Below are 23,562 nucleotides of genomic sequence, written 5' to 3' on the forward strand. Positions count from 1 at the left end.
ACTGAGGTGTCCGAACAAAGGAGTTGGAATGACCACCGCGAAGACCGCCGTGGGCGAGGAGGGCGTGCCCAACACGTCCTGGGGCGTCATCAGGGATCGCTCCCGTCAGCTGAAGGACGGCTACCTCGACCGCACGCCGCTGTTCCAGTTCATCCTGCTGTCGATCTGCTTCCCCATGTGGGGCATGGCGGCCAGCATGAACGACATCCTCATCACCCAGTTCAAGGCCGTCTTCACGCTCTCGGACTTCGCCTCCGCCTTCGTGCAGTCCGCGTTCTACGGCGGCTACTTCCTGGTCGCGATCCCCGCCAGCCGGGTGATCCGCCGCACCAGCTACAAGACGGGACTGCTGATCGGGCTCAGCGTCTACGTGCTGGGCTGCGTGCTCTTCTTCCCCGCCTCGCAGGTCGCGACGTACTCGGTGTTCCTGTGCTCGCTCTTCGCGATCGCCATCGGGCTGTCGTTCCTGGAGACCTCGGCGAACACCTACTCCTCGATGATCGGCCCCCGGCGCCGCGCGACCCTGCGGCTGAACATCTCCCAGACCTTCACCGCCTTCGGCTTCCTGGGCGGCGCGCTGCTGGGCAAGTTCCTCGTCTTCACCGACGGGGAGGCGCTGCACGAGCGCGTCGCGAACGCCTCCTCGCAGTCCGAGCGCCTGGCGATCACCTCGGAGGCGCTCGGCCGCACGCTCGAGCCCTACAAGGTGATCCTCGTGCTGCTGCTCGTGCTCGTGGCGCTCATCGCCATCACCCAGTACCCCCACTCCAAACCGCTGCGGGACGACGCGACCGAGCAGAAGGCCTCGATCGGCGAGACCCTCGCGTACCTGCTGCGCAACCGGATCTTCTGCGCGGGCATCATGACCCAGTTCCTGTACGTGGGCATGCAGACCGCCCTGTGGTCCTTCACGATCCGCCTGGCCCTGGTCCTCGACGACTCCCTCAACGAGCGCGCGGCCGCCTCGTACCTGATCGCCGCGTTCATCGCCTTCTTCGTCGGCAAGTTCGTGGCGAACCTGCTGATGACGCGCTTCGACGAGGACCTCGTGCTCATCATCTACTCGGCGCTCGGCATGGTCACGATCCTCTACGTGGTCGCGGCCCCGAACTTCACCTCGGTGTACGCGGCGATCGTCGCCTCCGCGCTGCTGGGCCCGTGCTGGGCGACGATCTTCGCCCGCAACCTCGACGTCATCGAGGACAAGCGGTTCACCGAGACCGGCGGGGCGATCATCGTCATGTCGATCATCGGCGGCGCCGTGATCCCCGCCGTGCAGGGCCTGATCTCCGACGCCACGGGCTCGATGCGCTTCAGCTTCATCGTGAACCTCTTCTGCTTCGCCGCGGTGCTCGTGTACTTCCTGGTCCTGCGGCGGCGCGGCCGACGGACGACGACCGGCGAGGAGAACTGAGATGGCGCACGAGGCGAGGATCGCCGTCGTCGGCTCGAACATGGTCGACCTCATCTCCTACATCCACCGGATGCCGGGCGAGGGCGAGACGGTCGGGGCGCCGGACTTCCGCATGGGCTGCGGGGGCAAGGGGGCGAACCAGGCGGTGGCCGCGGCGCGTCTGGGATCCGAGGTCGTGATGGTCACGCGCGTGGGAGACGACGTCTTCGCCGAGACCACGCTGAAGAACTTCGAGGACAACCGCATCGGCACCGAGCACGTGCTGCGCACACGGGCCTCCTCCGGGGTCGCCCCGATCTTCGTGGACCCCGAGTCCCGCAACTCGATCCTCATCATCAAGGGGGCGAACGCCCTGCTCACCCCGCAGGACGTCGAGGACGCCCGGGACGCGATCGCCCGCTGCGAGCTCATCGTCCTCCAGCTCGAGATCCCGTTCGAGACCGTCGCGGCCGCGATGGCCCTGGGTGCCGAGCTCGGCATCCCCGTGCTGCTGAACCCCGCCCCCGCCTCCCCCGACCTTGACCTCTCCCGCATCACCGGGGTCGAGTTCCTGGTGCCCAACGAGTCGGAGCTCGAGCTGCTCACCGGGATGCCGGTCGACGGACTCGAGGACATCCAGCGCGCCGCCGAGGTGCTGCTCGCCGCGGGGATCCGCAACGTCATCGTCACCCTGGGCGCGCGCGGCGCCCTGTGGATCCACGAGGGCGGTCGCGAGCTGATCGACGCGCCCGCGGTGCAGGCCGTCGACACCACGGGCGCCGGCGACGCGTTCATCGGCTGCTTCGCGACGCAGTGGGTGCGCACGCGCGACGTCGCCGGGGCGATCCGCGCCGGGACCGCCTACGCGGCGGACTCGGTCACCCGTCAGGGCACGCAGTCCTCCTACGCGTGGGCCTGAAGCGCCAGGGCCGGGCCCGGGCCTGGACCCGGTCTCGGGTCGCCCCGGCTCCCCTGCGCTCGGGTCAGGAACGGGTGAAGGTCTCCTTGCCGTCCTCGCGCACGGCCTGGCCGTTCGAGAAGTCCTGGATGCGGCGGCCGTCCACGACCCGCGAGGCGGCGAGCGGGAGACCCCATGCCGTCGTCCAGGTGCGGAACTGGGTCGCCCTGGCATCCTTCGCGCCGGACGCGCTGGAGACGACGAAGCCCTTGGTCAGCCGCGTGACGTAGTAGGCCCCCTCGACGTGGACGAGCTGGGTGACCGTGCCCAGCGTCTTCTCCCCCGGGCTCGCGAAGGCGTCCAGGTGGAGGCGCCACGCGCTTGAGATCGCGGAGGTCGTCGCGCTGCGCATCCCGGAGACCTTCGGGTAGAAGGCGTTCCCCGGGCACTCGGTCGCGTTCACGTCCCGGTGGCCGAAGATGCGCCGCAGGTGCGCCGTCTCGCCCTCGTCGTACAGGCTGCCGCCGCCGGTCACGGTGGAGACCCAGTCGAACTGCTGGCTCGCGTTCGTGCGGAAGGCGCCGAGCAGCTTCCAGGCGGCGACCTTCTGCACCGCGGAGATCGCGGCGCTGGGCGGAGCGCTCGAGGTGAAGGTGCCCATCACGCTGACCCCGCAGCTGAAGGTGTTGAAGCCGTAGGCGTGCGCTCCGATGATGTGCTTGTGCAGGCCGCCGTGGCGTCCCTCGTAGATCGTGCCGTAGCGGTCGACGAGCAGGTTGTAGCCGATGTCCGCCCAGCCCAGGGTCTTCGTGTGGTAGCTGAGGATGCCGCGCAGGAGCTGGGGCGCGTCGGCCTTCGCGTAGGAGTTCGAGCCCGCGGTGTGGTGGACGACCACGGCCCGCAGCTCGCTCGCGGAGCTCACCGAGCCCACGAGCGACTCGTCGGCGCCCCAGGCGCTGCGGCGCACGATCGTGGGGGCGCCGGGGCCGAGCTCGACGGCGTCGCCCGCGGCGACCGCCCGGGTGCTCATGCGCATCAGGGCCGACGGGGCGGCGCCGTCCTTCTCCTCCTCGCGCGGGGAGGTGGTGAGGACATGGGCGGTGAGCTCGTCGCTGACGTCCTCGCCGTCGCGGACCGCGACCAGCTCGATCTCGTCGGCCGCGCCCAGCCAGGCGGGCTCCACGGCGCCGAGCGACGCGCCGTCCTCGGGATCCTCGGCGATCTCGAGCGGGAACCAGGAGGTCCATTCCGCCCCGCTCGCGCGGCCGCGCACCCGCAGGACGTCGGGCTCCGCGCCGCTCCAGCTGGCGCCGACCATCGTGGCGGCGGCGCCCTCGATCACGCGGGCTCGGGCGCCCTGGTCGCTCGCGCGCCGGGGCAGGTCCGCGAGGGGCACGTCGCGCGTGCGGGTCTCGCCGCCCGTGACCGAGGGGTCGGCGTGGACCGGCGCGGCGAGGGCCAGCGCGCCGCCGCCGGCGAGGGCGAGGGGAAGGGTGAGGGCGCCGGCACGCAGCAGTCCGCGGCGGTCGATGCCCGGTGCCGCGGGCTCAGTGGTCGTGGGCTCAGGGGTCGTGGGACGCGGGGTCATGGCAGGTCTCCTGGGGGGAAGGGGTCCGGCTCGGACACCGCCCACGCTAGCGGACCCGGACGACGCGGCGCCGCCCCGGGGACGACCGCGGTCGGGCGCGGGATGACGAAGGGCCCGCCGAGCAGCTGCTCGGCGGGCCCTTCGTGCGTCGGACGACGCGGACTCCTCGGGGCCTGGATCAGGCCTCCTCGGACTCCTCGTCGGCGTTCTTCACCGCGTTGACGAAGCCAGCCTTCTCAGCGGCCTCGGCGGTGCGGAACCAGACCTCGGCGACGGTGCGGCCGTACCAGGGCGAGTCCGGGGCGTGGAACTTCATCGAGTCCTCGTTGCCCTTGATGTCGAAGCCCTCGGGCGGGTTCTCCCCGCGGAAGGAGTCCTCGCCGTAGGGCGCCTCGGTCGCGGCGTCGGCCGCGGGAGTCTCCGCGGCGGCGTCGTCGGCCTTCGCGTCGTCGGCCTTCGCAGCGCCCTTGGCGGCGCCCTCGGCCTCCTTCACGACGGCCTGCTTGGGCGAGTACGCCTCGCTGACCAGCTCGATGACGGCCATCGGGGCGTTGTCGCCCTTGCGGGGGCCGACCTTGGTGATGCGGGTGTAGCCGCCGGGACGCTCGGAGAACGTCGGGGCGATCTCCTCGAAGAGCACGTGCACGACGCCGCGGTCGCGGATGGTGCGCATGACGCGACGGCGCGCGGCCAGGTCGCCCTTCTTCGCGAAGGTCACCAGACGCTCGGCGTACGGGCGCAGCCGCTTTGCCTTGGTCTCGGTGGTGGTGATGGACTTGTGACGGAACAGCTCGGTCGCGAGGCTCGCGAGGATCATCCGCTCGTGGGCGGGGGATCCACCGAGGCGAGCACCCTTGGTGGGAGCAGGCATGGTCGTTCTCCTAGAAGATGGAAAGACGGAAGGTCAGTACTGGTCGCCGTAGTCGTCGTCGTAGGTCGCGATGGCCGACGGATCGAAGCCGGCCGGCGAGTCCTTGAGCGACAGACCGAGGTCGGCGAGCTTCGCCTTGACCTCGTCGATGGACTTCTGCCCGAAGTTGCGGATGTCCAGCAGATCGGCCTCGGAGCGGGAGGTGAGCTCACCGACGGTGTGCACGCCCTCGCGCATGAGGCAGTTGTACGAGCGGACCGTGAGGTTCAGGTCGCTGATCGGCAGGGCGAGGTCCTGCGCGAGCGCCTGGTCCGTCGGCGAGGGGCCGATGTCGATGCCCTCGGCCTCGTTGTTCAGCTCGTGGGCCAGGCCGAACAGCTCGACCAGGGTCTTCCCGGCCGACGCCACGGCGTCGCGCGGGGAGATGGCCGGCTTGGTCTCGACGTCCACGATCAGACGGTCGAAGTCGGTGCGCTGCTCGACGCGGGTCGCCTCGACCTTGTAGGTCACCTTGAGCACGGGCGAGTAGATCGAGTCGACCGGCACGCGGCCGATCTCGGCGTCCACGCCCTTGTTCTGCGCGGCGGAGACGTAGCCGCGGCCGCGCTCGACGACCAGCTCGATCTCCAGGCGGCCCTTCGACGAGAGGGTCGCGATGTGCAGATCCGGGTTGTGGATCTCGACGCCGGCCGGCGGGGTGATGTCGGCGGCGGTCACGTCGCCCTCACCCTCCTTGCGCAGGTACATCACGACGGGCTCGTCGTTCTCCGAGGAGACGACCAGGCCCTTGATGTTCAGGATGACCTCGGTGATGTCCTCCTTGACCCCGGGGACGGTGCTGAACTCGTGCAGCACGCCGTCGATGCGGATCGAGGTGACCGCGGCACCGGGGATCGAGGACAGGAGGGTGCGGCGCAGCGAATTGCCGAGCGTGTAGCCGAACCCGGGCTCGAGCGGCTCGATGACGAACCGGGAGCGGTACTCCGACACGACCTCTTCGGTCAGCGTGGGGCGCTGTGCAATGAGCACGGTGTGTCCTTTCTGCGAGCGTCCGCCATATGACGCTCATGAGGGGTGGATGACCACGGGTCGTCGTCCCTGCGCACTCCCTCAGCGGGAGCGCGCCGGAACGACGGCTGCATCAGACGCGACGACGCTTCGGGGGGCGGGTGCCGTTGTGGGCCTGGGGGGTGACGTCCTGGATGGAGCCGACCTCGAGGCCGGTCGCGGTGAGCGAGCGGATCGCGGTCTCGCGGCCCGAGCCCGGGCCCTTCACGAAGACGTCGACCTTCTTCAGGCCGTGCTCCTGCGCGCGGCGGGCGGCGGCCTCGGCGGCCATCTGCGCGGCGTAGGGCGTGGACTTGCGCGAGCCCTTGAAGCCGACCTGGCCCGCGGAGGCCCAGGAGATCACGGCGCCGGTGGGGTCGGTGATGGAGACGATGGTGTTGTTGAACGTGCTCTTGATGTGAGCCTGGCCGTTCACGATGTTCTTGTTGGACTTGCGGCGCGGCTTGCGCGCCGCCGCCTGGCGGGTCTTCGTAGCCATGAGGCGGAGCTCCTCGGTTCAGTTCAGGTGATCGATGCGCCGTGAAGAGGCGGCGCGGAGTTGCTGCAGGGCGCGCGGGGCGCTGATCAGCGGGCCTTCTTCTTGCCGGCCACGGTGCGCTTGGGGCCCTTGCGGGTGCGCGCGTTGGTCTTCGTGCGCTGGCCGTGCACGGGCAGGCCACGGCGGTGGCGCAGGCCCTGGTAGCTGCCGATCTCGACCTTGCGGCGGATGTCCGCGGCGATCTCGCGGCGCAGATCGCCCTCGTGCTGGTAGTTCGCCTCGATGTGATCGCGCAGCTTGACGAGGTCCTCGTCGCTGAGGTCGCGCACACGGATGCTCGGGTCCACGCCGGTGGCGGCGATGGTCTCGAGGGCGCGGGTGCGCCCGATGCCGAAGATGTACGTCAGGGCGACCTCGACGCGCTTGTCGCGCGGCAGGTCAACGCCAACCAGACGTGCCATGGTGCAGTTCTCCTACTGTCTCGGAGGCCTGAGACGACACCTCGCACCCGTGGTGCGCCGCAGCCTCCGTCTGCGGGTGTCCGTCGGGGTCTCCCCCGTCGGCGGTGTCGGCTCTTCTGTTGTGTCGGGGCCGTGGCCCCGTGCCCCGGATGCTCCGGGGCTCCCGGTTCACCGGGGTGCCCGCTCGCCTCCCTCGTCGATCCGCAGGATCGCGGGTCTCGGGATGCGGCGCGGGCGCGGCTGCTCGCGCGGCCAGGGATTCTCGGGGGACCCGATCAACCCTGACGCTGCTTGTGCCGCGGGTTCTTGCAGATGACCATGACCACGCTGTGGCGACGGATCACCTTGCAGCTGTCACAGATCGGCTTCACGCTCGGCTTGACCTTCATGACTTCCTTCTCGCGGGTTCAGGGGAATCTCTTCCCCACCCGGCGGTCCGCGCACGGATGCGCGGCGCCGGGATCACTTGTAGCGGTAGACGATGCGGCCCTTGTCGAGGTCATAGGGGCTGAGCTCGACGACCACGCGGTCCTCGGGCAGGATGCGGATGTAGTGCTGCCGCATCTTCCCGGAGATGTGCGCAAGCACCTTGTGCCCGTTGTCCAGCTCGACCCGGAAGCGCGCGTTGGCGAGCGCCTCCTTGACCGTGCCTTCGACCTCGATCACGCCGTCCTTCTTGGCCATGCCTCCCCTATCTCCTCGCCGCCGCGGTCGCGGGGCGGGGTTTCGCGTCGGTCTCCGGGCGCATCGCACACGGGCCGGGCGGACCCGGATCCGGTGAGAGGCGCCTGGGCGCGCCCGAACGCGAACGGAGCACACCCGATCGACCATCCTACCGTCGAAGTCGCGCAGGACCGAGGGGCGGAGGGGATGAACCCCGTCACGCCGCGGGCTCGGGCTCAGGCCGCGAGCGGGTCGGGCGCGGCGGCCACTCCCCGGGCGGCGAGCTCGGAGGCCCCGCCGTCGGCGGCGGTGAGGACCACGAGGCCCTGCTCGGTGACCGCGGTCGAGTGCTCGACGTGGGCGGCGCGGCCGCCGCCGGTCGCGCGCACCGTCCAGTCGTCGGCGAGCATCTCCCACTCCGCCGAGCCCTGGACGAGCATCGGCTCGATCGCCAGGCACATGCCGGGGACGATCCTCGGGCCGCGGTCGCGGGTGCGGAAGTTCATGACGTCGGGCGCCTGGTGCATGGCCGTGCCGATGCCGTGGCCGCCGAACTCCTCGAGGTGGCTGAGCTCCCCGAGCGCCTCGGCGTCCACGCAGTCCTCGATGGCGGCGCCGATCTCCCCGACGCGGCGCGCGCTCGCGAGCGCGACGATCCCCTGCCACATGGCCTCCCGGGTCACCTCGACGAGGTGGCGGTCGGCCTCGGAGCGGTAGTCCCCGACCACATGGGTCCGGGCGGCGTCGGAGTGCCAGCCCTCGACGATGCAGCCGCCGTCGATCGAGACGAGATCGCCCTCCTCGAGCACCTGCGCTCCCGGGATGCCGTGGACGATCACCTCGTTCACGCTGATGCACACGGTGGCGGGATACCCCTGGTACCCCTTGAAGTTCGGCAGTGCGCCCTCGTCGCGGATCATCTCCTCGGCGAGGCGGTCGAGCTCGCCGGTGGTGATGCCCGGACGGATGTGCGCGGCGAGCATGTCGTGCACGCGCGAGAGCAGCAGGCCGCTGCGTCGCATGAGGGCGATCTGCTCCCCCGTCTTGATCTCAGGACGTTCGCGGCGCAGCAGGCCCATGGGATCGACCCGGTTCCCGTGCGCGGATCAGCGGGCGCCGAGGACGCTCAGCAGCTCCTCGGTGACCTCGTCGATCGAGCGCATGCCGTTCACGCGGTGCAGGATGCCCCGTCGCTCGTAGACGTCGACGAGCGGCGTCGTCTGCTCGGCGTAGACCTCGAGGCGGCGACGGATGGTCTCCTCGGTGTCGTCGGAGCGGCCCTGCTCGGCGCCGCGGGCGACGAGGCGCTGGATCACGGCGTCGTAGTCGACCTCGAGCATGAGCACCGCGTCGACGCCGCCCTCGCCGCCGTCCTCCAGGATGCCGTCGAGGGCCTCGACCTGGTCGAGGGTGCGGGGGTAGCCGTCGAGCAGGAAGCCGTCGCGGGCGTCCTCCTCGGACAGGCGGGAGCGGACCATGTCGTTGGTGACGGAGTCGGGCACGTACTCGCCCTTGTCCATGTACGACTTCGCGAGCTTCCCGAGCTCGGTCTCCTGGGAGACGTTCGCGCGGAAGATGTCTCCCGTGGAGATCGCGGGGATGGAGAGGGCGTCGGCGATCCGGCCGGCCTGGGTGCCCTTGCCCGCACCGGGTGCGCCGATGATCAGCAGGCGGCGGGCACCGGCCGCGGCGGCCGACGTCTCCGGGGAGGAGCCCTGCGCGCTCGTGGTGGGCTGATCGGTCATCGGAGGATCCCTTCGTAGTGGTGCTGCTGGAGCTTCGCGTCGACCTGCTTCACGGTGTCGAGTCCGACGCCGATGATGATGAGCAGGGACGCGCCGCCGAGCGGGAAGTTCTGGTTGGCGCCCAGGTAGACGAGCGCGAACAGCGGGATCAGGGAGATCACCGCGAGGTACAGGGCGCCGGGCGTCTGGATGCGGTTGATGACGTACTGCAGGTAGCGCTCGGTGGGCTTGCCCGCGCGCACGCCCGGCACGAAGCCGCCGTACTTCTTCATGTTGTCGGCGATCTCCTCCGCGTTGAAGGTGATCGAGGTGTAGAAGAACGCGAAGAAGATGATCAGCAGGACGTACACGGTCGCGTAGATCCAGGAGAAGCTCGCGCCCATCACGAGGTGGGCGTTGACCCACTGCACCCATCCGGCCGACGGGTCGCCGAAGGACGAGATCAGCTGCGGGAGCGCGAGGATGGAGCTCGCGAAGATCACCGGGATGACGCCGGCCTGGTTGACCTTGACCGGGATGTAGGTGGAGGTGCCGCCGTACATGCGCCGTCCCACCATGCGCTTGGCGTACTGGACGGGGATGCGGCGCTGGGACTGCTCGACGAAGACGACGCCCACCATCACGACGAGCGCGACGAGGATGATCAGCGAGAAGGTCATCCAGCCCTGCAGCTGCCAGATCTGACCCATGGAGGACGGGAACGCGGCGGCGATCGAGGTGAAGATCAGCAGGGACATGCCGTTGCCGATGCCGCGCTCGGTGATGAGCTCGCCCATCCACATGATCAGCACGGTGCCGACGGTCATCGTGAGCACCATGAGGACCAGGGTGAAGATCGCCTGGTCGGGGATCACCTGGAGGTTGCAGCCGACGAAGAAGCTGCCGGTGCGCACCATCGTGATGATCGTGGTGGCCTGCAGCACGGCGAGGCCGATGGTGAGGTAGCGCGTGTACTGGGTGAGCTTGGCGGTGCCCGCCTGGCCCTCCTTGTGCAGCTCCTCGAAGCGGGGGATCACCACGCGCAGCAGCTGGATGATGATCGAGGCGGTGATGTACGGCATCACGCCCAGGGAGAACACCGACATCTGCAGCAGCGCGCCGCCCGAGAACAGGTTCACCATCCCCAGGACGCTGCCGCTGCCCGTCGAGGCCTGCTCGGCGCACACGGTGACGTTGGTGTAGTCGAACCCGGGGGTGGGCACGAAGACACCGAGCCGATAGATCGCCATCAGAGCCAGGGTGAAGAAGATCTTCGCCCGCAGCTCGGGGGTGCGAAACGCTCGGACGAACGCGTTCACGTGACTCCCTTCTCAGGGGCCCGTCGATGGGGCCCGGACATGCCGACAGGGCACCGCAGGAAGAGTATTTCCCCCTGCGGCGCCCCGTCAAAGAAGCGCGAGCGCGCTCACGCGGTGCGGGCCGTCCCGCCAGCCGCCGTGATCTTCTGCTCCGCCGAGGCGGAGAACTTCTGCGCGGTGACGTCGAGCTTCACGCTCACGTCGCCCGTCCCCAGCACCTTCACGGGCTGGTTCTTGCGCACGGCGCCCTTGGCGACGAGATCCTCGACCGTGACCGTGCCGCCCTCGGGGAACAGCTCGGACAGGGTCGCCAGGTTCACGACCTGGTACTCGACGCGGAAGGGGTTGGTGAAGCCGCGCAGCTTCGGGAGCCGCATGTGCAGGGGCATCTGGCCGCCCTCGAAGCCCGCGGGCACCTGGTAGCGGGCCTTGGTGCCCTTGGTGCCGCGGCCGGCGGTCTTGCCCTTCGAGGCCTCACCACGGCCGACGCGGGTGCGCGCGGTCTTGGAACCGGGCGCGGGGCGCAGGTCGTGGAGCTTCATCGGGTTCTGCGAATCAGTCATGTGTCAGTCCACCTCTTCGACCGTCACCAGGTGGGTGACGGCGCGGATCATGCCGCGGATCTCAGGGCGGTCCTCCTTCACCACCGTGTCGCCGATGCGCTTGAGGCCGAGGCCGCGCAGGGTCGCACGCTGGATCTGGTTCTCGCCGATGAGGGATCGGGTCTGGGTCACCTTCAGCTGCATCACGCACCCACCTTCTCGGAGGCCTTGGCCTCGCGAGCGGCGGCGCGGCCTGCGGCCTGGGCGCGCAGCAGCGGGGCGGGGACGACGTCCTCGACCGGGAGACCGCGACGGGCCGCGACGGCCTCCGGCTCCTCGAGCTGCTTGAGCGCGTCGATGGTCGCACGCACGATGTTGATCTGGTTGCTCGACCCGAGCGACTTCGAGAGCACGTCGTTCACTCCCGCGCACTCGAGGACGGCGCGGACCGGGCCGCCGGCGATCACACCGGTGCCGGGGGCGGCGGGACGCAGCAGGACGGTGCCCGCCGCGTCGTGGCCCTGGACCTGGTGCACGACGGTGCCCTGGATGCGCGGGACGCGGAAGAAGTTCTTCTTCGCCTCCTCGACACCCTTGGAGATCGCCGAGGGGACCTCCTTGGCCTTGCCGTAGCCGACGCCGACGGTGCCGTCGCCATCGCCCACCACCACGAGAGCGGTGAAGGAGAAGCGACGGCCGCCCTTGACGACCTTCGAGACGCGGTTGATGTTCACCACGCGCTCGAGGAACGCGGACTTCTCCGCGTCCTGCTGGCGACCGCGGCCCTCGCCGCGACGCCCACCGCGCCCGCGGTCGTTGCCGCCGCTGCGCGAATCGTTGTTGGAGTTCTCGCCCCGACGGCCGGAGGCCGCGGGACCGCTGTTCCGCTGCTGTGCAGCCATATCAGTTCCTCTTCTCGTCCTGTGTCCGGGGGGCGATCACAGTGCCAGGCCGGCCTCGCGAGCGCCGTCCGCGACGGCGGCCACGCGGCCGTGGTACTTGTTGCCACCGCGGTCGAAGACGACCGCGTCGATGCCGGCGGCCTTGGCGCGCTCGGCGACGAGGGTCCCGACGGTGCGGGCCTTGTCCGACTTGGTGCCCTCGGCCCCGCGCAGGTCCTGCTCCATGGTGGAGGCCGACGCCAGGGTGATGCCCTTCGCGTCGTCCACGACCTGGACGAACATGTGGCGCTGCGAGCGGGTGACCACCAGACGGGGGCGCTCGGCGGAGCCGACGATGCGGCGGCGCACGCGCAGGTGGCGACGGCCCCGGGCGCGCAGCCGGCTGCCGCGGGAGCCGGTCGTGTGCTTCTCTGCGTAACCCATGATCACTTACCAGCCTTTCCGGCCTTGCGCAGCACGACCTCGTCCGCGTAGCGCACGCCCTTGCCCTTGTACGGCTCGGGCGGGCGGATGCCGCGGATCTTCGCTGCGACCTGGCCCACCTGCTGCTTGTCGATGCCGGCCACCGCGAACTTGGTGGGCGACTCGACGGAGAAGGAGATCCCCTGGGGAGCCTTCACGATGACGGGGTGGGAGAAGCCGAGCGCGAACTCGAGGTCGGTGCCCTTCGCGGTCACACGGTAGCCCGTGCCCACGATCTCCAGCTTCTTCTCGTACCCCTCGGTCACGCCGAGGAGGATGTTGTTGACGAGCGTGCGGGTGAGGCCGTGCAGCGCACGGTTCTCCTGCTCGTCGTCGGGACGGCGCACGACGAGCTCGCCGGCGTCGTTGCGCTCGATGGTCAGGGGCTCAGGCACGGTGTGCGAGAGCTCGCCCTTGGGGCCCGTCGCGGTGACGGTGCGGCCATCGATGGTGACGTTCTGGACGGCTGCCGGCACGGGGACCGGTCGGAATCCGATGCGGGACATATCGGTGTGCTCCTCTCCCGCTCACCAGATGTAGGCGAGGACTTCCCCACCCACACCCTTCTTGGCAGCCTGCTTGTCGGTCAGGAGGCCGGAGGACGTGGACAGGATCGCCACGCCCAGGCCGCCGAGGACCTTGGGCAGATTGGTGGACTTGGCGTACACGCGAAGGCCCGGCTTCGAGATGCGGCGGACGCCGGAGATGGCGCGCTCGCGGCTCTGGCCGTACTTGAGCTCGAGGACGAGGTTCTTGCCCACCTCGGCCTCTTCCTCGTGCCAGCCGAGGATGTAGCCCTCGGATTTCAGGATGTTCGCGATGCCGCTCTTCAGCTTCGAGTACGGCATGGTGACGGTATCGTGGTAGGCGCCGGAGGCGTTCCTGACACGCGTCAGCATGTCCGCGATCGGGTCGGTCATGGTCATGTCTTAGTGCTTCTTCCTCACCTGGTTTCCTGCAGCGGCGCCGTGGCGCTCTTCGCAGGACCTGTGGTGATAGTCCTTACCAGCTGCTCTTCGTGACGCCGGGGAGCTCACCGCGGTGAGCCATCTCGCGCAGGCACACGCGGCAGAGCCCGAACTTGCGGTACACCGAGTGCGGACGACCGCACCGCTGGCACCGGGTGTAGGCGCGCACGCCGAACTTCGGCTTGCGCTCCTGCTTCTTGATCAGCGCTGTCTTTGCCATGTCAGTTCTCCTTGAAGGGGAAGCCGAGCAGCTTGAGCAGGGCGCGTCCCTCGTCGTCGGTCTTCGCGGTGGTCACGACCGTGATGTCCATGCCGCGGACCCGGTCGATCTCGTCCTGGTCGATCTCGTGGAACATGACCTGCTCCGTGAGACCGAAGGTGTAGTTGCCGCTGCCGTCGAACTGCTTGGGCGACAGGCCGCGGAAGTCGCGGATGCGCGGGAGGGCCGTGGACAGCAGACGGTCCAGGAACTCCCACATGCGGTCGCCGCGCAGCGTCACGTGGGCGCCGATCGGCATGCCCTCGCGCAGCTTGAACTGCGCGATGGACTTGCGGGCCTTGGTCACCTGAGGCTTCTGACCGGTGATGGTGGCGAGGTCGCGGATCGCGCCGTCGATCACCTTCGAGTCGCGAGCGGCGTCGCCGACGCCCATGTTCACGACGATCTTGGTCAGGCCGGGGACCAGCATGACGTTCTCGTAGCCGAACTGCTCGGAGAGCTTCGCCTTGATCTCGTCACGGTAGGTGGTCTTCAGGCGCGGGGTGGGCGCCTCGGTCGTCACGGTGCTCATCAGATGTCCTTCCCGGAGCGCTTGGCGTAGCGCACACGGACCTGCTTGGTGCGGCCGTTCTCGAGCTCGAGGGTCTCCACGCGGTAGCCGACCTTGGTGGGACGGTTGTCCTCGGGGTCGACGAGCGCCACGTTCGAGACGTGGATCGGAGCCTCGCGCTGCTCGATGCCGCCGGCGCCGCCCTGCTGGGTCGGACGCAGGTGGTGGGTGCGGCGGTTGACGCCCTCCACCAGCACGCGCTGCGTGTCGGTGAACACCTCGAGCACACGGCCCTGCTTGCCCTTGTCGCCCGGCTCGAGCCCGCGCTTGGCGGCCTTGTCGCCATCGCTCGTGCGGCCGGTGATGACCTGGACCAGGTCACCCTTCTTGATCTTCATGCCTGCCATGTCACAGCACCTCCGGCGCCAGCGAGATGATCTTCATGAACCGCTTGTCGCGCAGCTCGCGGCCCACGGGGCCGAAGATGCGCGTGCCTCGCGGCTCGCCGTCCGTCTTGAGGATCACGGCGGCATTCTCATCGAAACGGATGTAGGAACCGTCGGCGCGACGGCGCTCCTTGGTGGTGCGCACGACGACGGCCTTGACGACATCGCCCTTCTTGACGTTGCCACCGGGGATGGCGTCCTTGACGGTCGCCACGATGGTGTCGCCGATGCTTGCGTAACGGCGACCGGAGCCACCGAGAACGCGGATGCAGAGGATCTCCTTCGCACCCGTGTTGTCGGCGACCTTCAGTCGCGACTCCTGCTGAATCACTCAGTACTCCTGTCGTCTCGCCGGTTCTCGCCACCCGGGACGGGGAGCCAGCCTTGCGGAACGGATATGGACCGTTGCCCGGATACCCGGCCGCAGGGCCGGATGACGGTGCGGAGCGCGGCGGGCATCAAAAAACCCTCCGGCGGACTCGGACACACCCGGGGCTCACGAGGGGGCCGATGGTGCGCGGTCTCCGACGGGGGATGGACGCTGCGGTCCGCATCCTCCGTGCACGCCCGAGGGCATGCACGAGATCAGCAACCGTTCAAGTGTAGGTGCTGGGCGGGGTCGGGCGGAAGGGCGGGACCGTCGGCGGGCCTGTGTCCTTGCTCATGCGCAGTGGTCGCCCAGGCGCCGAGGCGCCGGGACGCGGACGGGCCCGGCCGAAGAGAAGTCCGTCGGCCGGGCCCGTCAGCGGAGCACCGCTCCCCCGCGTCCTTCAGGGGGCATCGGTCTCCGGGTCAGTCAGGAGCCGGCCCCGACGCGATCCGTGCCCGATGCGCCGCTGCCGTCGCGGCCCTCGTCTTCGGACTGCGCGTCCGCGTCGGACGGGAGACCCGCGCCGGGCACGTCCATCGCGGCCTCGATCTCCGCCTCCATCTCGGGATCGACCACGATGGGCATCTCCGAGGTGTTCAGGAGCGGGTTCTCGTCCTGGTGGGCGACGAGGTCTCGAGCCTCCTCCTCGGACTCCACCGACGGGAACGACCCGAGCAGCGGACGCTTCGCGCTCTCACTCATGAAGAACACCGCGATGCCGGCGATCAGACCGAAGAGCATGAGCCAGAGAGCGGGCATGTAGCTGTTGCCCGTCCATTCGATCAGGGTCTGCGAGATCACCGGGGTCGTGCCGCCGAACAGCGAGACCGAGATGTTGTAGGCGATGCCCATCGCTCCGTAGCGCGCGGCCGTCGGGAACAGCGCCGGCAGCGCCGCTGCCGAGGGCCCCACGAACAGCGCGACGGGGAGCGCGACGATCACCATCGCCACCTGGATCTCGAGGAACGAACTCTGATGCATGAGCCAGAACGCCGGGAGCATGAGCACGACCGAGGTCGCCGACCCCGCGAAATAGACAGCGCGCCGACCGAAGCGGTCGGAGGCCCGCCCCGCGAACGGGATCATCACGCACAGGATGAGCAGTGCCGGGATCGTGGTCGCGGCGCTCGTCATCTCGTTGTACCCGAACTGCGTGCCCAGGTACGTGGGCATGTAGCTCGTGAGCGCGTAGCCGGTCGCGTTCGTGGCGGCCACGATCGCGATGGCGATGAGCAGCTCGCGCCAGTGGTAGCGCACGATGTCGACCGGGCCCTTGCGGACGTGCAGGGATCCAGCGTCCTCCGCGGAGGGAGCTCCCTCCGCCTGCTGCTCCGCCTCCGTGGCCTCGAACGCCGGGGTCTCGGGGATGCGGGCGCGGAACCAGATCGCGATCGCGCCGAGCGGAATCGCGATGAGGAAGGGCACGCGCCAGCCCCAGGCGAGCATCGCGTCGGGACCCCAGACCGCTGAGGTGATGAGGTGGGTAAGGGCGACGGCGCCGGCTCCGAGGGCGAAGCCGAAGTAGGAGCCCACATCGAGCGTCGACGCATAGAAGCCGCGCTTCTTGTCTGGCGCGTACTCGGAGACGTACGTGGTGGCTCCCGCGTACTCGCCGCCGGTGGAGAAGCCCTGCACGAGCTTCAGGGCATAAAGCAGGAACGCCGCCCACACGCCGATGTCGGAGATCGTCGGCAGCACGCCGATCAGCGCCGTCGCGAGGGCCATCATCGCCATCGTGAAGAACAGGACCTTCTGGCGTCCGATCTTGTCACCCAGGGGCCCGAGCACCAGTCCGCCGAAGGGGCGCACGAGGAAGCTCACCGCGAAGCCGAGGAGGCTGAGGATCTGGTCGAGCGATTCGCTGCCGGTGTCGAAGAACAGCTGCGACAGCATGATCGCCATGTAGCCGTAGACGCCGAAGTCGAACCACTCCATGACGTTGCCGACGACGGTGCCGCCGATCGCGGTGCGCATCTTGGAGCCCTTGACGACGAGCACGTCATCGACCTCGAGGCGCGGCTGCTTGGGCTTGCGGCCGAGGAGCTTGCGGCCGGTGCGGCCGGAGCCGCGTGCGGGTTCGCTCTGCGGACCGAACTGGGGGTCGGCGCCGACCGTGGGATCGGCGCCGGGCATAGATGACGGCTCGGAAGAGGACATGGACCTGCCTTCGTGGGGCTGCGGTGCCGAGGGGCCGACGCCCGGGAACAGGGTGGTCGGCGCTTCCTTCCTCGTGCCCCGAGGGAGCGCCGTCGGCGAGCCGGCGGAATTCCCGGGGAGCGGGCACGGCGCACTAGGAAAACAGGTTTCGCGGCCGATGTCAGGTCCATGACCTGGATCGATGCTCGAAACAGGACTCTGACCAGTGCATACGCGGATCTCTCACAGGGAGTGTCGCGGTTCACATCCCGGACGTCGGCCGGGGGATTCGGCCGACTCCGCTCCCCCGCTCCCGCGGATGCCGAGCCGTCCCGCGGGATGCCGGCGCGAGGCCCGGCTCGGGACCGACGCACAGCCCTGTTGGCGGCAGACGCACAGCCCTCTCAGAGGCCGACGCATGCTCCCGCTGCCCGGAGGACTCGGCGGCAGCGGGACCGCATACGAGAGAGGCCGGCCGCCCCCAGTGGGGACGGCCGGCCTCAGCGGCACCGAGCGCCTGCGATCACGAGGATCGACGGGTCACTTGGCCTTCTCGATGATCTCGACCAGGCGCCAGTGCTTCGACGCCGAGAGCGGGCGCGTCTCCATGAGGAGGACCTGGTCGCCGATGCCGGCGGTGTTCTCCTCGTCGTGCGCCTTGAACTTCTTGGTCTTGGTCATGACCTTGCCGTACAGGGAGTGCTTCACGCGCTCCTCGACCTCGACGACGATGGTCTTGTCCATCTTGTCGGAGACGACGTACCCGCGCAGGGTCTTGCGGTAGGGACGGTCGTGCGAGGAGGCGTGGTGCCCCTCGACGGCTGCGTCCTCGTGGACGTTGTCGTTCATGTGTTCTCCTCGCTTCGCGGTCACTCGGCGGTCGGGGCCTGGCGGATCCCCAGCTCGCGCTCACGCAGGATCGTGTAGATCCGCGCGATGTCCTTCTTGACGGACCGCAGGCGGCCGGAGCTCTCCAGCTGGCCGGTCGCGGACTGGAAGCGGAGCTTGAACAGCTCGTCCTTGGCCTTCGACAGCTCGTCGGCCAGCTTCTGGTCGTCCAGCTTGTCGAGCTCCTCGGCGGTGAGCTTGGTCGCTGCCATCAGATGTCACCACCCTCTCGGCTCAGGATGCGGCACTTCATCGGCAGCTTGTGAGCTGCCAGGCGCAGCGCCTCACGAGCCACCTCATCGGACACACCGGCGACCTCGAACATGACGCGGCCCGGCTTGACGTTGGCGACCCACCACTCCACGGAGCCCTTGCCCGAGCCCATGCGGACCTCGGCAGGCTTCTTGGTGAGCGGTCGATCGGGGTAGATGTTGATGAACACCTTGCCGCCGCGCTTCATGTAGCGGGTCATGGCGATACGCGCGGCCTCGATCTGGCGGTTCGTGACGTACGCCGGCGCGAGCGCCTGGATGCCGTACTCGCCGAACGCGAGATCGTTGCCGCCCTTGGACATGCCGCTGCGGGTGGGGTGGTGCTGCTTGCGGTGCTTGGTCCTGCGGGGGATCAGCATGTCCCTCAGGCCTCCGTTCCGGACTCAGCGGGCGCAGCGCTCTGCTCGGCGGCGGCGGGAGCAGCCTGCTCGGCCTGCTCGGGACGCTGCTGACGGGCGGCGGCGTTGCGCTCGTTGCGACGGCCGCGCGGACGCTCGGCACGCGGGCCCCGACCGGAGCGGGGACCCTGCGAGGCGGCCTGCTGGGCCGCGAGCTCCTTGGCGGTGACGTCGCCCTTGTAGATCCACACCTTCACGCCGATGCGGCCGAAGGCGGTGCGGGCCTCGTAGAAGCCGTAGTCGATGTTCGCGCGAAGGGTGTGCAGAGGCACGCGACCCTCGCGGTAGAACTCGCTGCGGCTCATCTCGGCGCCGCCGAGGCGGCCGGAGACCGCCACGCGGATGCCCTTGGCGCCGGCGCGCTGCGCGGACTGCATGCCCTTGCGCATCGCACGGCGGAAGGACACGCGAGCGGCGAGCTGCTCGGCGATGCCCTGCGCGACCAGCTGGGAGTCGGCCTCGGGGTTCTTGACCTCGAGGATGTTCAGCTGGATCTGCTTGCCGGTGAGCTTCTCGAGCTCGCCGCGGAGGCGCTCGGCCTCCGCACCGCGGCGCCCGATCACGATGCCCGGGCGGGCGGTGTGCAGGTCGACGCGGACACGGTCACGGGTGCGCTCGATCTCGACCTTGGAGATGCCGGCACGCTCGAGTCCCTCGGACATGAGCTTGCGGATCGCGACGTCTTCCTTCACGTAGTCGCGGTACCGCTGCCCCTCCTTGGTGGAGTCGGCGAACCACCGGCTGGTGTGCTCCGTGGTGATCCCGAGGCGGAACCCATTGGGATTGACCTTCTGGCCCATACGGGACTCCTTACTTGTTCACGGGAGCGACCACCACGGTGACGTGGCTGGTGCGCTTCTTGATCTGGAAGGCACGACCCTGAGCACGCGGCTGGAACCGCTTCATGGTCGGACCCTCGTCGACGTACGCGGCGGAGACGACGAGCTCCCGCTCGTCGAAACGCTCCCCCGCCTGATCGGCCTTCACCCTGGCGTTGGCGATCGCGGACTGCACGAGCTTCAGGACGGGCTCGGAGGCCACCTGCGGTGCGAACCGCAGGATGTCCTGAGCCTCGACCGTGCTCTTGCCACGAATCAGGTCCACAACGCGCCGGGCCTTCATGGGCGACATGCGGAGATACCGCACCTGCGCCTTGGCTTCCATTGCTGTCCTCTCTTCGAGAGAAGTGCTGTCGTCACTGACTCGCATCAGCGACGACGGCCCTTCCGGTCGTCCTTCTCGTGGCCCTTGAAAGTCCGCGTGGGGGCGAACTCGCCGAGCTTGTGGCCCACCATCGACTCGGTGACGAACACCGTGACGTGCTTGCGGCCGTCATGCACTGCGAAGGTGTGGCCGAGGAAGTCCGGCGTGATGACCGAACGACGCGACCAGGTCTTGATGACGTTCTTGGTGCCCTTCTCGTTGGCGACGTCGACCTTCTTCTGAAGGTGGTCGTCGATGAACGGGCCCTTGGCAATACTGCGAGGCATACTTCTGGCTCCCTATCAGCGCTTCTTGCCCGTGCGGCGACGACGGACGATGAGCTTCTCGCTCTCCTTGTTCGGACGCCGGGTGCGGCCCTCGGGCTGGCCCCAGGGCGACACCGGGTGACGACCACCGGAGGTGCGGCCCTCGCCGCCGCCGTGCGGGTGGTCGACCGGGTTCATGACCACGCCGCGCACGTGCGGACGCTTGCCCTTCCAGCGCATGCGGCCGGCCTTGCCCCAGTTGATGTTCGACTGCTCGGCGTTGCCGACCTCGCCGATGGTCGCACGGCAGTCCGCGTCGACGTTGCGGATCTCGCCGGAGGGCATGCGCAGCTGCGCGAAGCGGCCCTCCTTGGCGACCAGCTGCACGGAGGCGCCGGCCGAGCGGGCGATCTTCGCGCCGCCGCCGGGGCGCAGCTCGATGGCGTGCACCACGGTGCCCAGCGGGATGTTGCGCAGGGGCAGGTTGTTGCCCGGCTTGATGTCCGCGCCGGCGCCGTTCTCGATCCAGTCGCCCTGACGGAGCTTCGCCGGGGCGAGGATGTAGCGCTTTTCGCCGTCCGCGTAGTGCAGCAGCGCGATGCGAGCGGTGCGGTTGGGGTCGTACTCGATGTGGGCGACCTTGGCGTTCACGCCGTCCTTGTCGGCGCGGCGGAAGTCGATCACGCGGTACGCGCGCTTGTGGCCACCGCCGCGGTGACGCGAGGTGACGCGACCGTTGGAGTTGCGGCCGCCGCTCTTGGAGAGCGGGCGGACCAGCGACTTCTCGGGCTCACTGCGAGTGATCTCGACGAAGTCGGCGACGCTCGAGCCGCGACGGCCCGGCGTGGTCGGCTTGTGCTTGCGAATTCCCATGGTGGGTTTCCCTCTGACTCTCTTCGGATCCTCGGCGATCGGTCGCTCAGGCGACCGACCCTCCGAAGATGTCGATGGTTCCGTCGGTCAGGGTGATGACAGCGCGCTTGGTGTCCTTGCGCTTGCCGAGCCCGTAGCGGGTGCGGCGCGCCTTGCCCTGGCGGTTGATCGTGTTCACCGAGGCGACCTTCACGTCGAAGATCTTCTCGATCGCGATCTTGATCTCGGTCTTGTTGGCGCGGGGGTCCACCTCGAAGGTGTACTTGCCCTCGTCCATCAGCCCGTAGCTCTTCTCGGAGACGATCGGGGCCAGGACGATGTCCCGCGGGTCCTTGTTCAGCGTGGTCACTTGGACTCCTCCTCGACACCCGCGTTCTTCGCCGCGGCGAAGGAGGACGTGGGCAGGGACAGGGTGGCGCGCGCGACGAAGTCCTCGAGACCGCCGGAGGTGAACACGACGTCGTCGCTGAGCATGACGTCGTAGGTGTTCAGCTGGTCGGCGAACAGGACATGCGCCGTGGGCAGGTTGCGGGTGCTCAGGGCGCCCAGCTCGTCGTCGCGACGGATCACGACGAGGACGTGCTCGCGCTCGGAGATGCGGCCCAGCGCGGAGCGCGCGGCCTTGGTCGAGGGCGCGTCGCCCTCGAGCAGCGAGCTCAGGACGTGGACGCGGCCGTTGCGCGCCCGGTCCGAGAGGGCACCGCGCAGCGCGGCGGCCTTCATCTTCTTGGGGGTGCGCTGGCTGTAGTCGCGCGGGACCGGCCCGTGGACGATGCCGCCGCCGGCGAACTGAGGAGCGCGGATCGAGCCCTGACGAGCCCGGCCGGTGCCCTTCTGCTTGTACGGCTTCTTGCCGCCGCCGGCCACCTCACCGCGGGTCTTCGCCTTGTGCGTGCCCTGGCGGGCGGCCGCGAGCTGGGCGACGACGACCTGGTGGATGAGCGGGACGTTGGTCTGCACGTCGAAGATCGACGCGGGGAGCTCGGCCGTGCCGGACTTCTTCCCGGCCGGGTCGAGGACGTCGACGGTCAGGTTCTCTGCCATCGGGCTCAGGCCTCCTTCACGGGGCTCTTGACGGCCGAGCGGACCAGCACGAGACCGCCCTTGGGGCCGGGGACGGCACCCTTGACGAGCACGAGGCCCTTCTCGACGTCGACCGCATGCACGGTCAGGTTCTGGACACTGGTGCGGACGTTGCCCATGCGGCCGGCCATGCGCAGGCCCTTGAACACGCGACCAGGGGTGGAGGCGCCGCCGATCGAGCCGGGCTTGCGGTGGTTGCGGTGCGCACCGTGGGAGGCGCTGACACCGGCGAACCCGTGGCGCTTCATGACGCCCGCGGTGCCCTTGCCCTTGGTGGTGCCGACGATGTCGACCTTCTGGCCGGCCTCGAACACGGAGGCGTCGAGCTCCTGGCCCACGGTGTAGTCCGCGGCATCGGAAGTGCGCAGCTCCGCGAGGTGGCGGCGCGGGGTCACGCCGGCCTTCTCGAAGTGGCCCTTGAGCGGCTTGCTCACCTTGCGGGGATCGATCTGGCCGTACGCGATCTGGACCGCGTCGTAGCCGTCGTTCTCCACGGAGCGCACCTGGGTGACGACGTTGGAGTCGGTCTGGACGACAGTGACCGGCACGAGCTTGCCGTTCTCGTCCCAGACCTGGGTCATGCCGAGCTTGGTGCCGAGCACGCCGGCGACGGCGCGGGCAGCCTGCCCTGTCAGTTCGTTGCTCATATCGGCCTGCCTCAGAGCTTGATCTCGATGTTGACGTCCGCCGGCAGATCGAGGCGCATCAGCGAGTCCACGGCCTTGGGCGTGGGATCGACGATGTCGATCAGACGCTTGTGCGTGCGCATCTCGAAGTGCTCGCGGGAGTCCTTGTACTTGTGGGGCGAACGGATCACGCAGAACACGTTCTTCTCGGTCGGCAGCGGCACGGGGCCGACAACGGTCGCACCCGCACGGCTCACCGTGTCGACGATCTTGCGCGCCGAGCTATCGATGACCTCGTGGTCGTACGACTTCAGCCTGATGCGGATCTTCTGTCCCGCCATGGCGTCCTGTCTCTCTCTCGTCTGGACATTCATGCAGTCGGCACCGGTACCCGAGGACGGGCGTGTCGCACTCCCTAGGGGACGAAGCCCCATGGGCGAGTGACCGTTGCCGGCTGGTCCGTGCTCTCCCTCTTCACGATGCGCTCTCGACGCGGTGGCGCCGTTCGCATCCTGGGGCTGGGCCTCATCCGGTGATCATTCGCCGCGTCGCGCAGAGCGCGGGAGCGGTGAACGGAACCGGGCATGTCGGCCCGCACAGACAACTCCCCCAGTCTGCCATCCCGCATGCTCCCCGTCGAGGGCAGGACAGGTGGAGCGAGTCACACGGCACAGCCCGCGGCGCGGTCCGGCCGGCGATCGCACGGACGGCGCGCGGACAGCGTGCGGGCAGCGCACCGGCCTCGCACCGGCCCTGCGGCGTCTTCCCTCGAACGGTCGAAGGGCCCGGCGGTGCCGCGTGCCCATGGCGCAGACGGGGCGCGGGGGGGGGGGGGGGGGGGGTGTGGGGCCCCCGCCCCCCCCCCCCCCCCCGCGGCCCCCCCCACCCCCCCCC

34 protein-coding genes are annotated in these 23,562 nt (G+C 69.3%); 2 read left to right on the top strand and 32 right to left on the bottom strand.

Annotated elements, in window-relative coordinates; genetic code table 11:
* The first annotated feature begins 28 nt into the window (after window positions 1-28).
* Window positions 29-1,414: an L-fucose:H+ symporter permease gene (gene fucP, locus I8D64_RS07270; RefSeq protein ID WP_200501855.1), complete on the top strand. Its 1,386-nt coding sequence runs from the start codon at window positions 29-31 to the stop codon at window positions 1,412-1,414.
* 1 nt (window position 1,415) lies between these two features.
* A complete protein-coding gene (rbsK, locus tag I8D64_RS07275; protein ID WP_200501856.1) occupies window positions 1,416-2,312 on the top strand; it encodes a ribokinase in 897 nt (298 codons plus the stop codon).
* Window positions 2,313-2,376: 64 nt separating this feature from the next.
* Here rbsK and I8D64_RS07280 read toward each other — a convergent pair whose 3' ends face one another.
* The 32 genes from I8D64_RS07280 to rpsJ all read right to left on the bottom strand — a co-directional run bounded on the left by I8D64_RS07280 (window position 2,377) and on the right by rpsJ (window position 23,009).
* On the bottom strand, window positions 2,377-3,879 hold the full coding sequence (locus I8D64_RS07280; RefSeq protein ID WP_200501857.1) for a peptidoglycan recognition protein family protein: 1,503 nt from the start codon (window positions 3,877-3,879) through the stop codon (window positions 2,377-2,379).
* A gap of 178 nt (window positions 3,880-4,057) precedes the next feature.
* The gene (gene rplQ, locus I8D64_RS07285; protein WP_200501858.1) at window positions 4,058-4,750 is read right to left on the bottom strand and encodes a 50S ribosomal protein L17, sunset domain variant; all 693 of its coding nucleotides are present in this window, start codon (window positions 4,748-4,750) and stop codon (window positions 4,058-4,060) included.
* Window positions 4,751-4,783: 33 nt separating this feature from the next.
* Window positions 4,784-5,779 (bottom strand): DNA-directed RNA polymerase subunit alpha, encoded by a 996-nt coding sequence (locus tag I8D64_RS07290; RefSeq protein WP_200501859.1) that lies wholly within the window; start codon window positions 5,777-5,779, stop codon window positions 4,784-4,786.
* A 112-nt stretch (window positions 5,780-5,891) separates the two neighbouring features.
* Window positions 5,892-6,296, bottom strand: coding sequence for a 30S ribosomal protein S11 (gene rpsK / locus I8D64_RS07295; protein ID WP_109274700.1), 405 nt, complete (start codon window positions 6,294-6,296; stop codon window positions 5,892-5,894).
* 86 nt (window positions 6,297-6,382) lie between these two features.
* A complete protein-coding gene (rpsM, locus tag I8D64_RS07300) occupies window positions 6,383-6,757 on the bottom strand; it encodes a 30S ribosomal protein S13 (protein WP_200501860.1) in 375 nt (124 codons plus the stop codon).
* Window positions 6,758-7,032: 275 nt separating this feature from the next.
* Window positions 7,033-7,146 (bottom strand): 50S ribosomal protein L36, encoded by a 114-nt coding sequence (gene rpmJ, locus I8D64_RS07305; RefSeq protein ID WP_087105259.1) that lies wholly within the window; start codon window positions 7,144-7,146, stop codon window positions 7,033-7,035.
* Between the two features lie 73 nt (window positions 7,147-7,219).
* Complete coding sequence (gene infA / locus I8D64_RS07310; protein ID WP_109274698.1) at window positions 7,220-7,441, bottom strand: translation initiation factor IF-1; 222 nt, start codon at window positions 7,439-7,441, stop codon at window positions 7,220-7,222.
* 215 nt (window positions 7,442-7,656) lie between these two features.
* The gene (map, locus tag I8D64_RS07315; protein WP_200501861.1) at window positions 7,657-8,499 is read right to left on the bottom strand and encodes a type I methionyl aminopeptidase; all 843 of its coding nucleotides are present in this window, start codon (window positions 8,497-8,499) and stop codon (window positions 7,657-7,659) included.
* Between the two features lie 27 nt (window positions 8,500-8,526).
* Window positions 8,527-9,165, bottom strand: coding sequence for an adenylate kinase (locus I8D64_RS07320; RefSeq protein ID WP_200501862.1), 639 nt, complete (start codon window positions 9,163-9,165; stop codon window positions 8,527-8,529).
* Window positions 9,162-10,463, bottom strand: a complete 1,302-nt coding sequence (gene secY, locus I8D64_RS07325; RefSeq protein ID WP_200501863.1) for a preprotein translocase subunit SecY — start codon at window positions 10,461-10,463, stop codon at window positions 9,162-9,164. Before secY ends, I8D64_RS07320 begins: the two co-directional genes overlap by 4 nt.
* A 107-nt stretch (window positions 10,464-10,570) precedes the next feature.
* A complete protein-coding gene (gene rplO / locus I8D64_RS07330) occupies window positions 10,571-11,026 on the bottom strand; it encodes a 50S ribosomal protein L15 (RefSeq protein WP_214651121.1) in 456 nt (151 codons plus the stop codon).
* 3 nt (window positions 11,027-11,029) lie between these two features.
* Entirely contained in the window at window positions 11,030-11,212 is a 183-nt protein-coding gene (gene rpmD, locus I8D64_RS07335; RefSeq protein WP_152351795.1) for a 50S ribosomal protein L30, read from the bottom strand.
* Window positions 11,209-11,907, bottom strand: a complete 699-nt coding sequence (rpsE, locus tag I8D64_RS07340) for a 30S ribosomal protein S5 (RefSeq protein WP_152351794.1) — start codon at window positions 11,905-11,907, stop codon at window positions 11,209-11,211. Before rpsE ends, rpmD begins: the two co-directional genes overlap by 4 nt.
* 36 nt (window positions 11,908-11,943) lie before the next feature.
* Window positions 11,944-12,330, bottom strand: a complete 387-nt coding sequence (gene rplR, locus I8D64_RS07345; protein WP_152351793.1) for a 50S ribosomal protein L18 — start codon at window positions 12,328-12,330, stop codon at window positions 11,944-11,946.
* 2 nt (window positions 12,331-12,332) lie between these two features.
* On the bottom strand, window positions 12,333-12,875 hold the full coding sequence (gene rplF / locus I8D64_RS07350; RefSeq protein WP_152351792.1) for a 50S ribosomal protein L6: 543 nt from the start codon (window positions 12,873-12,875) through the stop codon (window positions 12,333-12,335).
* A gap of 21 nt (window positions 12,876-12,896) precedes the next feature.
* On the bottom strand, window positions 12,897-13,295 hold the full coding sequence (rpsH, locus tag I8D64_RS07355) for a 30S ribosomal protein S8 (RefSeq protein ID WP_200501864.1): 399 nt from the start codon (window positions 13,293-13,295) through the stop codon (window positions 12,897-12,899).
* A gap of 76 nt (window positions 13,296-13,371) precedes the next feature.
* Window positions 13,372-13,557 (bottom strand): type Z 30S ribosomal protein S14, encoded by a 186-nt coding sequence (locus tag I8D64_RS07360; protein ID WP_152351790.1) that lies wholly within the window; start codon window positions 13,555-13,557, stop codon window positions 13,372-13,374.
* 1 nt (window position 13,558) lies between these two features.
* Window positions 13,559-14,128: a 50S ribosomal protein L5 gene (gene rplE / locus I8D64_RS07365; protein ID WP_200501865.1), complete on the bottom strand. Its 570-nt coding sequence runs from the start codon at window positions 14,126-14,128 to the stop codon at window positions 13,559-13,561.
* A complete protein-coding gene (gene rplX, locus I8D64_RS07370) occupies window positions 14,128-14,514 on the bottom strand; it encodes a 50S ribosomal protein L24 (protein WP_152351788.1) in 387 nt (128 codons plus the stop codon). The genes rplE and rplX overlap by 1 nt, the downstream gene beginning before the upstream one ends.
* Before the next feature lies 1 nt (window position 14,515).
* Window positions 14,516-14,884 (bottom strand): 50S ribosomal protein L14, encoded by a 369-nt coding sequence (gene rplN, locus I8D64_RS07375; protein WP_152351787.1) that lies wholly within the window; start codon window positions 14,882-14,884, stop codon window positions 14,516-14,518.
* Between the two features lie 465 nt (window positions 14,885-15,349).
* Window positions 15,350-17,080 carry an MFS transporter gene (locus I8D64_RS07380; protein ID WP_246482837.1) on the bottom strand — a complete coding sequence of 577 codons (1,731 nt, stop codon included), beginning with the start codon at window positions 17,078-17,080 and terminating at the stop codon, window positions 15,350-15,352.
* Window positions 17,081-17,599: 519 nt separating this feature from the next.
* Window positions 17,600-17,908: a 30S ribosomal protein S17 gene (gene rpsQ / locus I8D64_RS07385; protein WP_152351786.1), complete on the bottom strand. Its 309-nt coding sequence runs from the start codon at window positions 17,906-17,908 to the stop codon at window positions 17,600-17,602.
* A gap of 20 nt (window positions 17,909-17,928) precedes the next feature.
* Window positions 17,929-18,159 carry a 50S ribosomal protein L29 gene (gene rpmC / locus I8D64_RS07390; RefSeq protein ID WP_152351785.1) on the bottom strand — a complete coding sequence of 77 codons (231 nt, stop codon included), beginning with the start codon at window positions 18,157-18,159 and terminating at the stop codon, window positions 17,929-17,931.
* Complete coding sequence (rplP, locus tag I8D64_RS07395; RefSeq protein ID WP_152351784.1) at window positions 18,159-18,578, bottom strand: 50S ribosomal protein L16; 420 nt, start codon at window positions 18,576-18,578, stop codon at window positions 18,159-18,161. Before rplP ends, rpmC begins: the two co-directional genes overlap by 1 nt.
* A gap of 5 nt (window positions 18,579-18,583) precedes the next feature.
* On the bottom strand, window positions 18,584-19,417 hold the full coding sequence (gene rpsC / locus I8D64_RS07400) for a 30S ribosomal protein S3 (RefSeq protein ID WP_200501866.1): 834 nt from the start codon (window positions 19,415-19,417) through the stop codon (window positions 18,584-18,586).
* Window positions 19,418-19,427: 10 nt separating this feature from the next.
* On the bottom strand, window positions 19,428-19,781 hold the full coding sequence (gene rplV, locus I8D64_RS07405; RefSeq protein ID WP_200501867.1) for a 50S ribosomal protein L22: 354 nt from the start codon (window positions 19,779-19,781) through the stop codon (window positions 19,428-19,430).
* Between the two features lie 44 nt (window positions 19,782-19,825).
* Window positions 19,826-20,107, bottom strand: a complete 282-nt coding sequence (rpsS, locus tag I8D64_RS07410) for a 30S ribosomal protein S19 (protein ID WP_152351781.1) — start codon at window positions 20,105-20,107, stop codon at window positions 19,826-19,828.
* 15 nt (window positions 20,108-20,122) lie between these two features.
* Window positions 20,123-20,959: a 50S ribosomal protein L2 gene (gene rplB / locus I8D64_RS07415; protein ID WP_200501868.1), complete on the bottom strand. Its 837-nt coding sequence runs from the start codon at window positions 20,957-20,959 to the stop codon at window positions 20,123-20,125.
* A gap of 46 nt (window positions 20,960-21,005) precedes the next feature.
* Window positions 21,006-21,308, bottom strand: coding sequence for a 50S ribosomal protein L23 (rplW, locus tag I8D64_RS07420; protein WP_200501869.1), 303 nt, complete (start codon window positions 21,306-21,308; stop codon window positions 21,006-21,008).
* Window positions 21,305-22,003 carry a 50S ribosomal protein L4 gene (gene rplD, locus I8D64_RS07425; protein ID WP_200501870.1) on the bottom strand — a complete coding sequence of 233 codons (699 nt, stop codon included), beginning with the start codon at window positions 22,001-22,003 and terminating at the stop codon, window positions 21,305-21,307. The genes rplW and rplD overlap by 4 nt, the downstream gene beginning before the upstream one ends.
* Window positions 22,004-22,008: 5 nt before the next feature.
* Window positions 22,009-22,689, bottom strand: coding sequence for a 50S ribosomal protein L3 (gene rplC, locus I8D64_RS07430; RefSeq protein ID WP_152351777.1), 681 nt, complete (start codon window positions 22,687-22,689; stop codon window positions 22,009-22,011).
* Window positions 22,690-22,700: 11 nt separating this feature from the next.
* On the bottom strand, window positions 22,701-23,009 hold the full coding sequence (gene rpsJ / locus I8D64_RS07435; protein WP_050668652.1) for a 30S ribosomal protein S10: 309 nt from the start codon (window positions 23,007-23,009) through the stop codon (window positions 22,701-22,703).
* Between the last annotated feature and the right edge of the window lie 553 nt (window positions 23,010-23,562).

It is taken from the genome of Brachybacterium halotolerans, from assembly GCF_016623465.1.
In the GTDB taxonomy this organism is placed as follows: domain Bacteria; phylum Actinomycetota; class Actinomycetes; order Actinomycetales; family Dermabacteraceae; genus Brachybacterium; species Brachybacterium halotolerans.

What these genes read in the sequence shown, in the direction of transcription:
- I8D64_RS07320 (WP_200501862.1), bottom strand. Translation starts at nt 9,165, where the DNA reads ATGACCGATCAGCCCACCACGAGCGCGCAGGGCTCCTCCCCGGAGACG.
- rpmC (WP_152351785.1), bottom strand. Translation starts at nt 18,159, where the DNA reads ATGGCAGCGACCAAGCTCACCGCCGAGGAGCTCGACAAGCTGGACGAC.
- rpsJ (WP_050668652.1), bottom strand. Translation starts at nt 23,009, where the DNA reads ATGGCGGGACAGAAGATCCGCATCAGGCTGAAGTCGTACGACCACGAG.
- rplF (WP_152351792.1), bottom strand. Translation starts at nt 12,875, where the DNA reads ATGTCCCGCATCGGATTCCGACCGGTCCCCGTGCCGGCAGCCGTCCAG.
- rplX (WP_152351788.1), bottom strand. Translation starts at nt 14,514, where the DNA reads ATGGCAGGCATGAAGATCAAGAAGGGTGACCTGGTCCAGGTCATCACC.
- rpsK (WP_109274700.1), bottom strand. Translation starts at nt 6,296, where the DNA reads ATGGCTACGAAGACCCGCCAGGCGGCGGCGCGCAAGCCGCGCCGCAAG.
- I8D64_RS07280 (WP_200501857.1), bottom strand. Translation starts at nt 3,879, where the DNA reads ATGACCCCGCGTCCCACGACCCCTGAGCCCACGACCACTGAGCCCGCG.
- rpsS (WP_152351781.1), bottom strand. Translation starts at nt 20,107, where the DNA reads ATGCCTCGCAGTATTGCCAAGGGCCCGTTCATCGACGACCACCTTCAG.
- rplE (WP_200501865.1), bottom strand. Translation starts at nt 14,128, where the DNA reads ATGAGCACCGTGACGACCGAGGCGCCCACCCCGCGCCTGAAGACCACC.
- fucP (WP_200501855.1), top strand. Translation starts at nt 29, where the DNA reads ATGACCACCGCGAAGACCGCCGTGGGCGAGGAGGGCGTGCCCAACACG.
- rpsC (WP_200501866.1), bottom strand. Translation starts at nt 19,417, where the DNA reads ATGGGCCAGAAGGTCAATCCCAATGGGTTCCGCCTCGGGATCACCACG.
- rpmJ (WP_087105259.1), bottom strand. Translation starts at nt 7,146, where the DNA reads ATGAAGGTCAAGCCGAGCGTGAAGCCGATCTGTGACAGCTGCAAGGTG.
- rplO (WP_214651121.1), bottom strand. Translation starts at nt 11,026, where the DNA reads ATGACTGATTCGCAGAACCCGATGAAGCTCCACGACCTGCGCCCCGCG.
- rplP (WP_152351784.1), bottom strand. Translation starts at nt 18,578, where the DNA reads ATGCTGATCCCCCGCAGGACCAAGCACCGCAAGCAGCACCACCCCACC.
- map (WP_200501861.1), bottom strand. Translation starts at nt 8,499, where the DNA reads ATGGGCCTGCTGCGCCGCGAACGTCCTGAGATCAAGACGGGGGAGCAG.
- rpsQ (WP_152351786.1), bottom strand. Translation starts at nt 17,908, where the DNA reads ATGAACGACAACGTCCACGAGGACGCAGCCGTCGAGGGGCACCACGCC.
- rplC (WP_152351777.1), bottom strand. Translation starts at nt 22,689, where the DNA reads ATGAGCAACGAACTGACAGGGCAGGCTGCCCGCGCCGTCGCCGGCGTG.
- I8D64_RS07360 (WP_152351790.1), bottom strand. Translation starts at nt 13,557, where the DNA reads ATGGCAAAGACAGCGCTGATCAAGAAGCAGGAGCGCAAGCCGAAGTTC.
- rplR (WP_152351793.1), bottom strand. Translation starts at nt 12,330, where the DNA reads ATGGGTTACGCAGAGAAGCACACGACCGGCTCCCGCGGCAGCCGGCTG.
- infA (WP_109274698.1), bottom strand. Translation starts at nt 7,441, where the DNA reads ATGGCCAAGAAGGACGGCGTGATCGAGGTCGAAGGCACGGTCAAGGAG.
- rplV (WP_200501867.1), bottom strand. Translation starts at nt 19,781, where the DNA reads ATGGAAGCCAAGGCGCAGGTGCGGTATCTCCGCATGTCGCCCATGAAG.
- rpsM (WP_200501860.1), bottom strand. Translation starts at nt 6,757, where the DNA reads ATGGCACGTCTGGTTGGCGTTGACCTGCCGCGCGACAAGCGCGTCGAG.
- rbsK (WP_200501856.1), top strand. Translation starts at nt 1,416, where the DNA reads ATGGCGCACGAGGCGAGGATCGCCGTCGTCGGCTCGAACATGGTCGAC.
- rpsH (WP_200501864.1), bottom strand. Translation starts at nt 13,295, where the DNA reads ATGACCATGACCGACCCGATCGCGGACATGCTGACGCGTGTCAGGAAC.
- rpsE (WP_152351794.1), bottom strand. Translation starts at nt 11,907, where the DNA reads ATGGCTGCACAGCAGCGGAACAGCGGTCCCGCGGCCTCCGGCCGTCGG.
- rplQ (WP_200501858.1), bottom strand. Translation starts at nt 4,750, where the DNA reads ATGCCTGCTCCCACCAAGGGTGCTCGCCTCGGTGGATCCCCCGCCCAC.
- rplB (WP_200501868.1), bottom strand. Translation starts at nt 20,959, where the DNA reads ATGGGAATTCGCAAGCACAAGCCGACCACGCCGGGCCGTCGCGGCTCG.
- I8D64_RS07380 (WP_246482837.1), bottom strand. Translation starts at nt 17,080, where the DNA reads ATGTCCTCTTCCGAGCCGTCATCTATGCCCGGCGCCGATCCCACGGTC.
- rplD (WP_200501870.1), bottom strand. Translation starts at nt 22,003, where the DNA reads ATGGCAGAGAACCTGACCGTCGACGTCCTCGACCCGGCCGGGAAGAAG.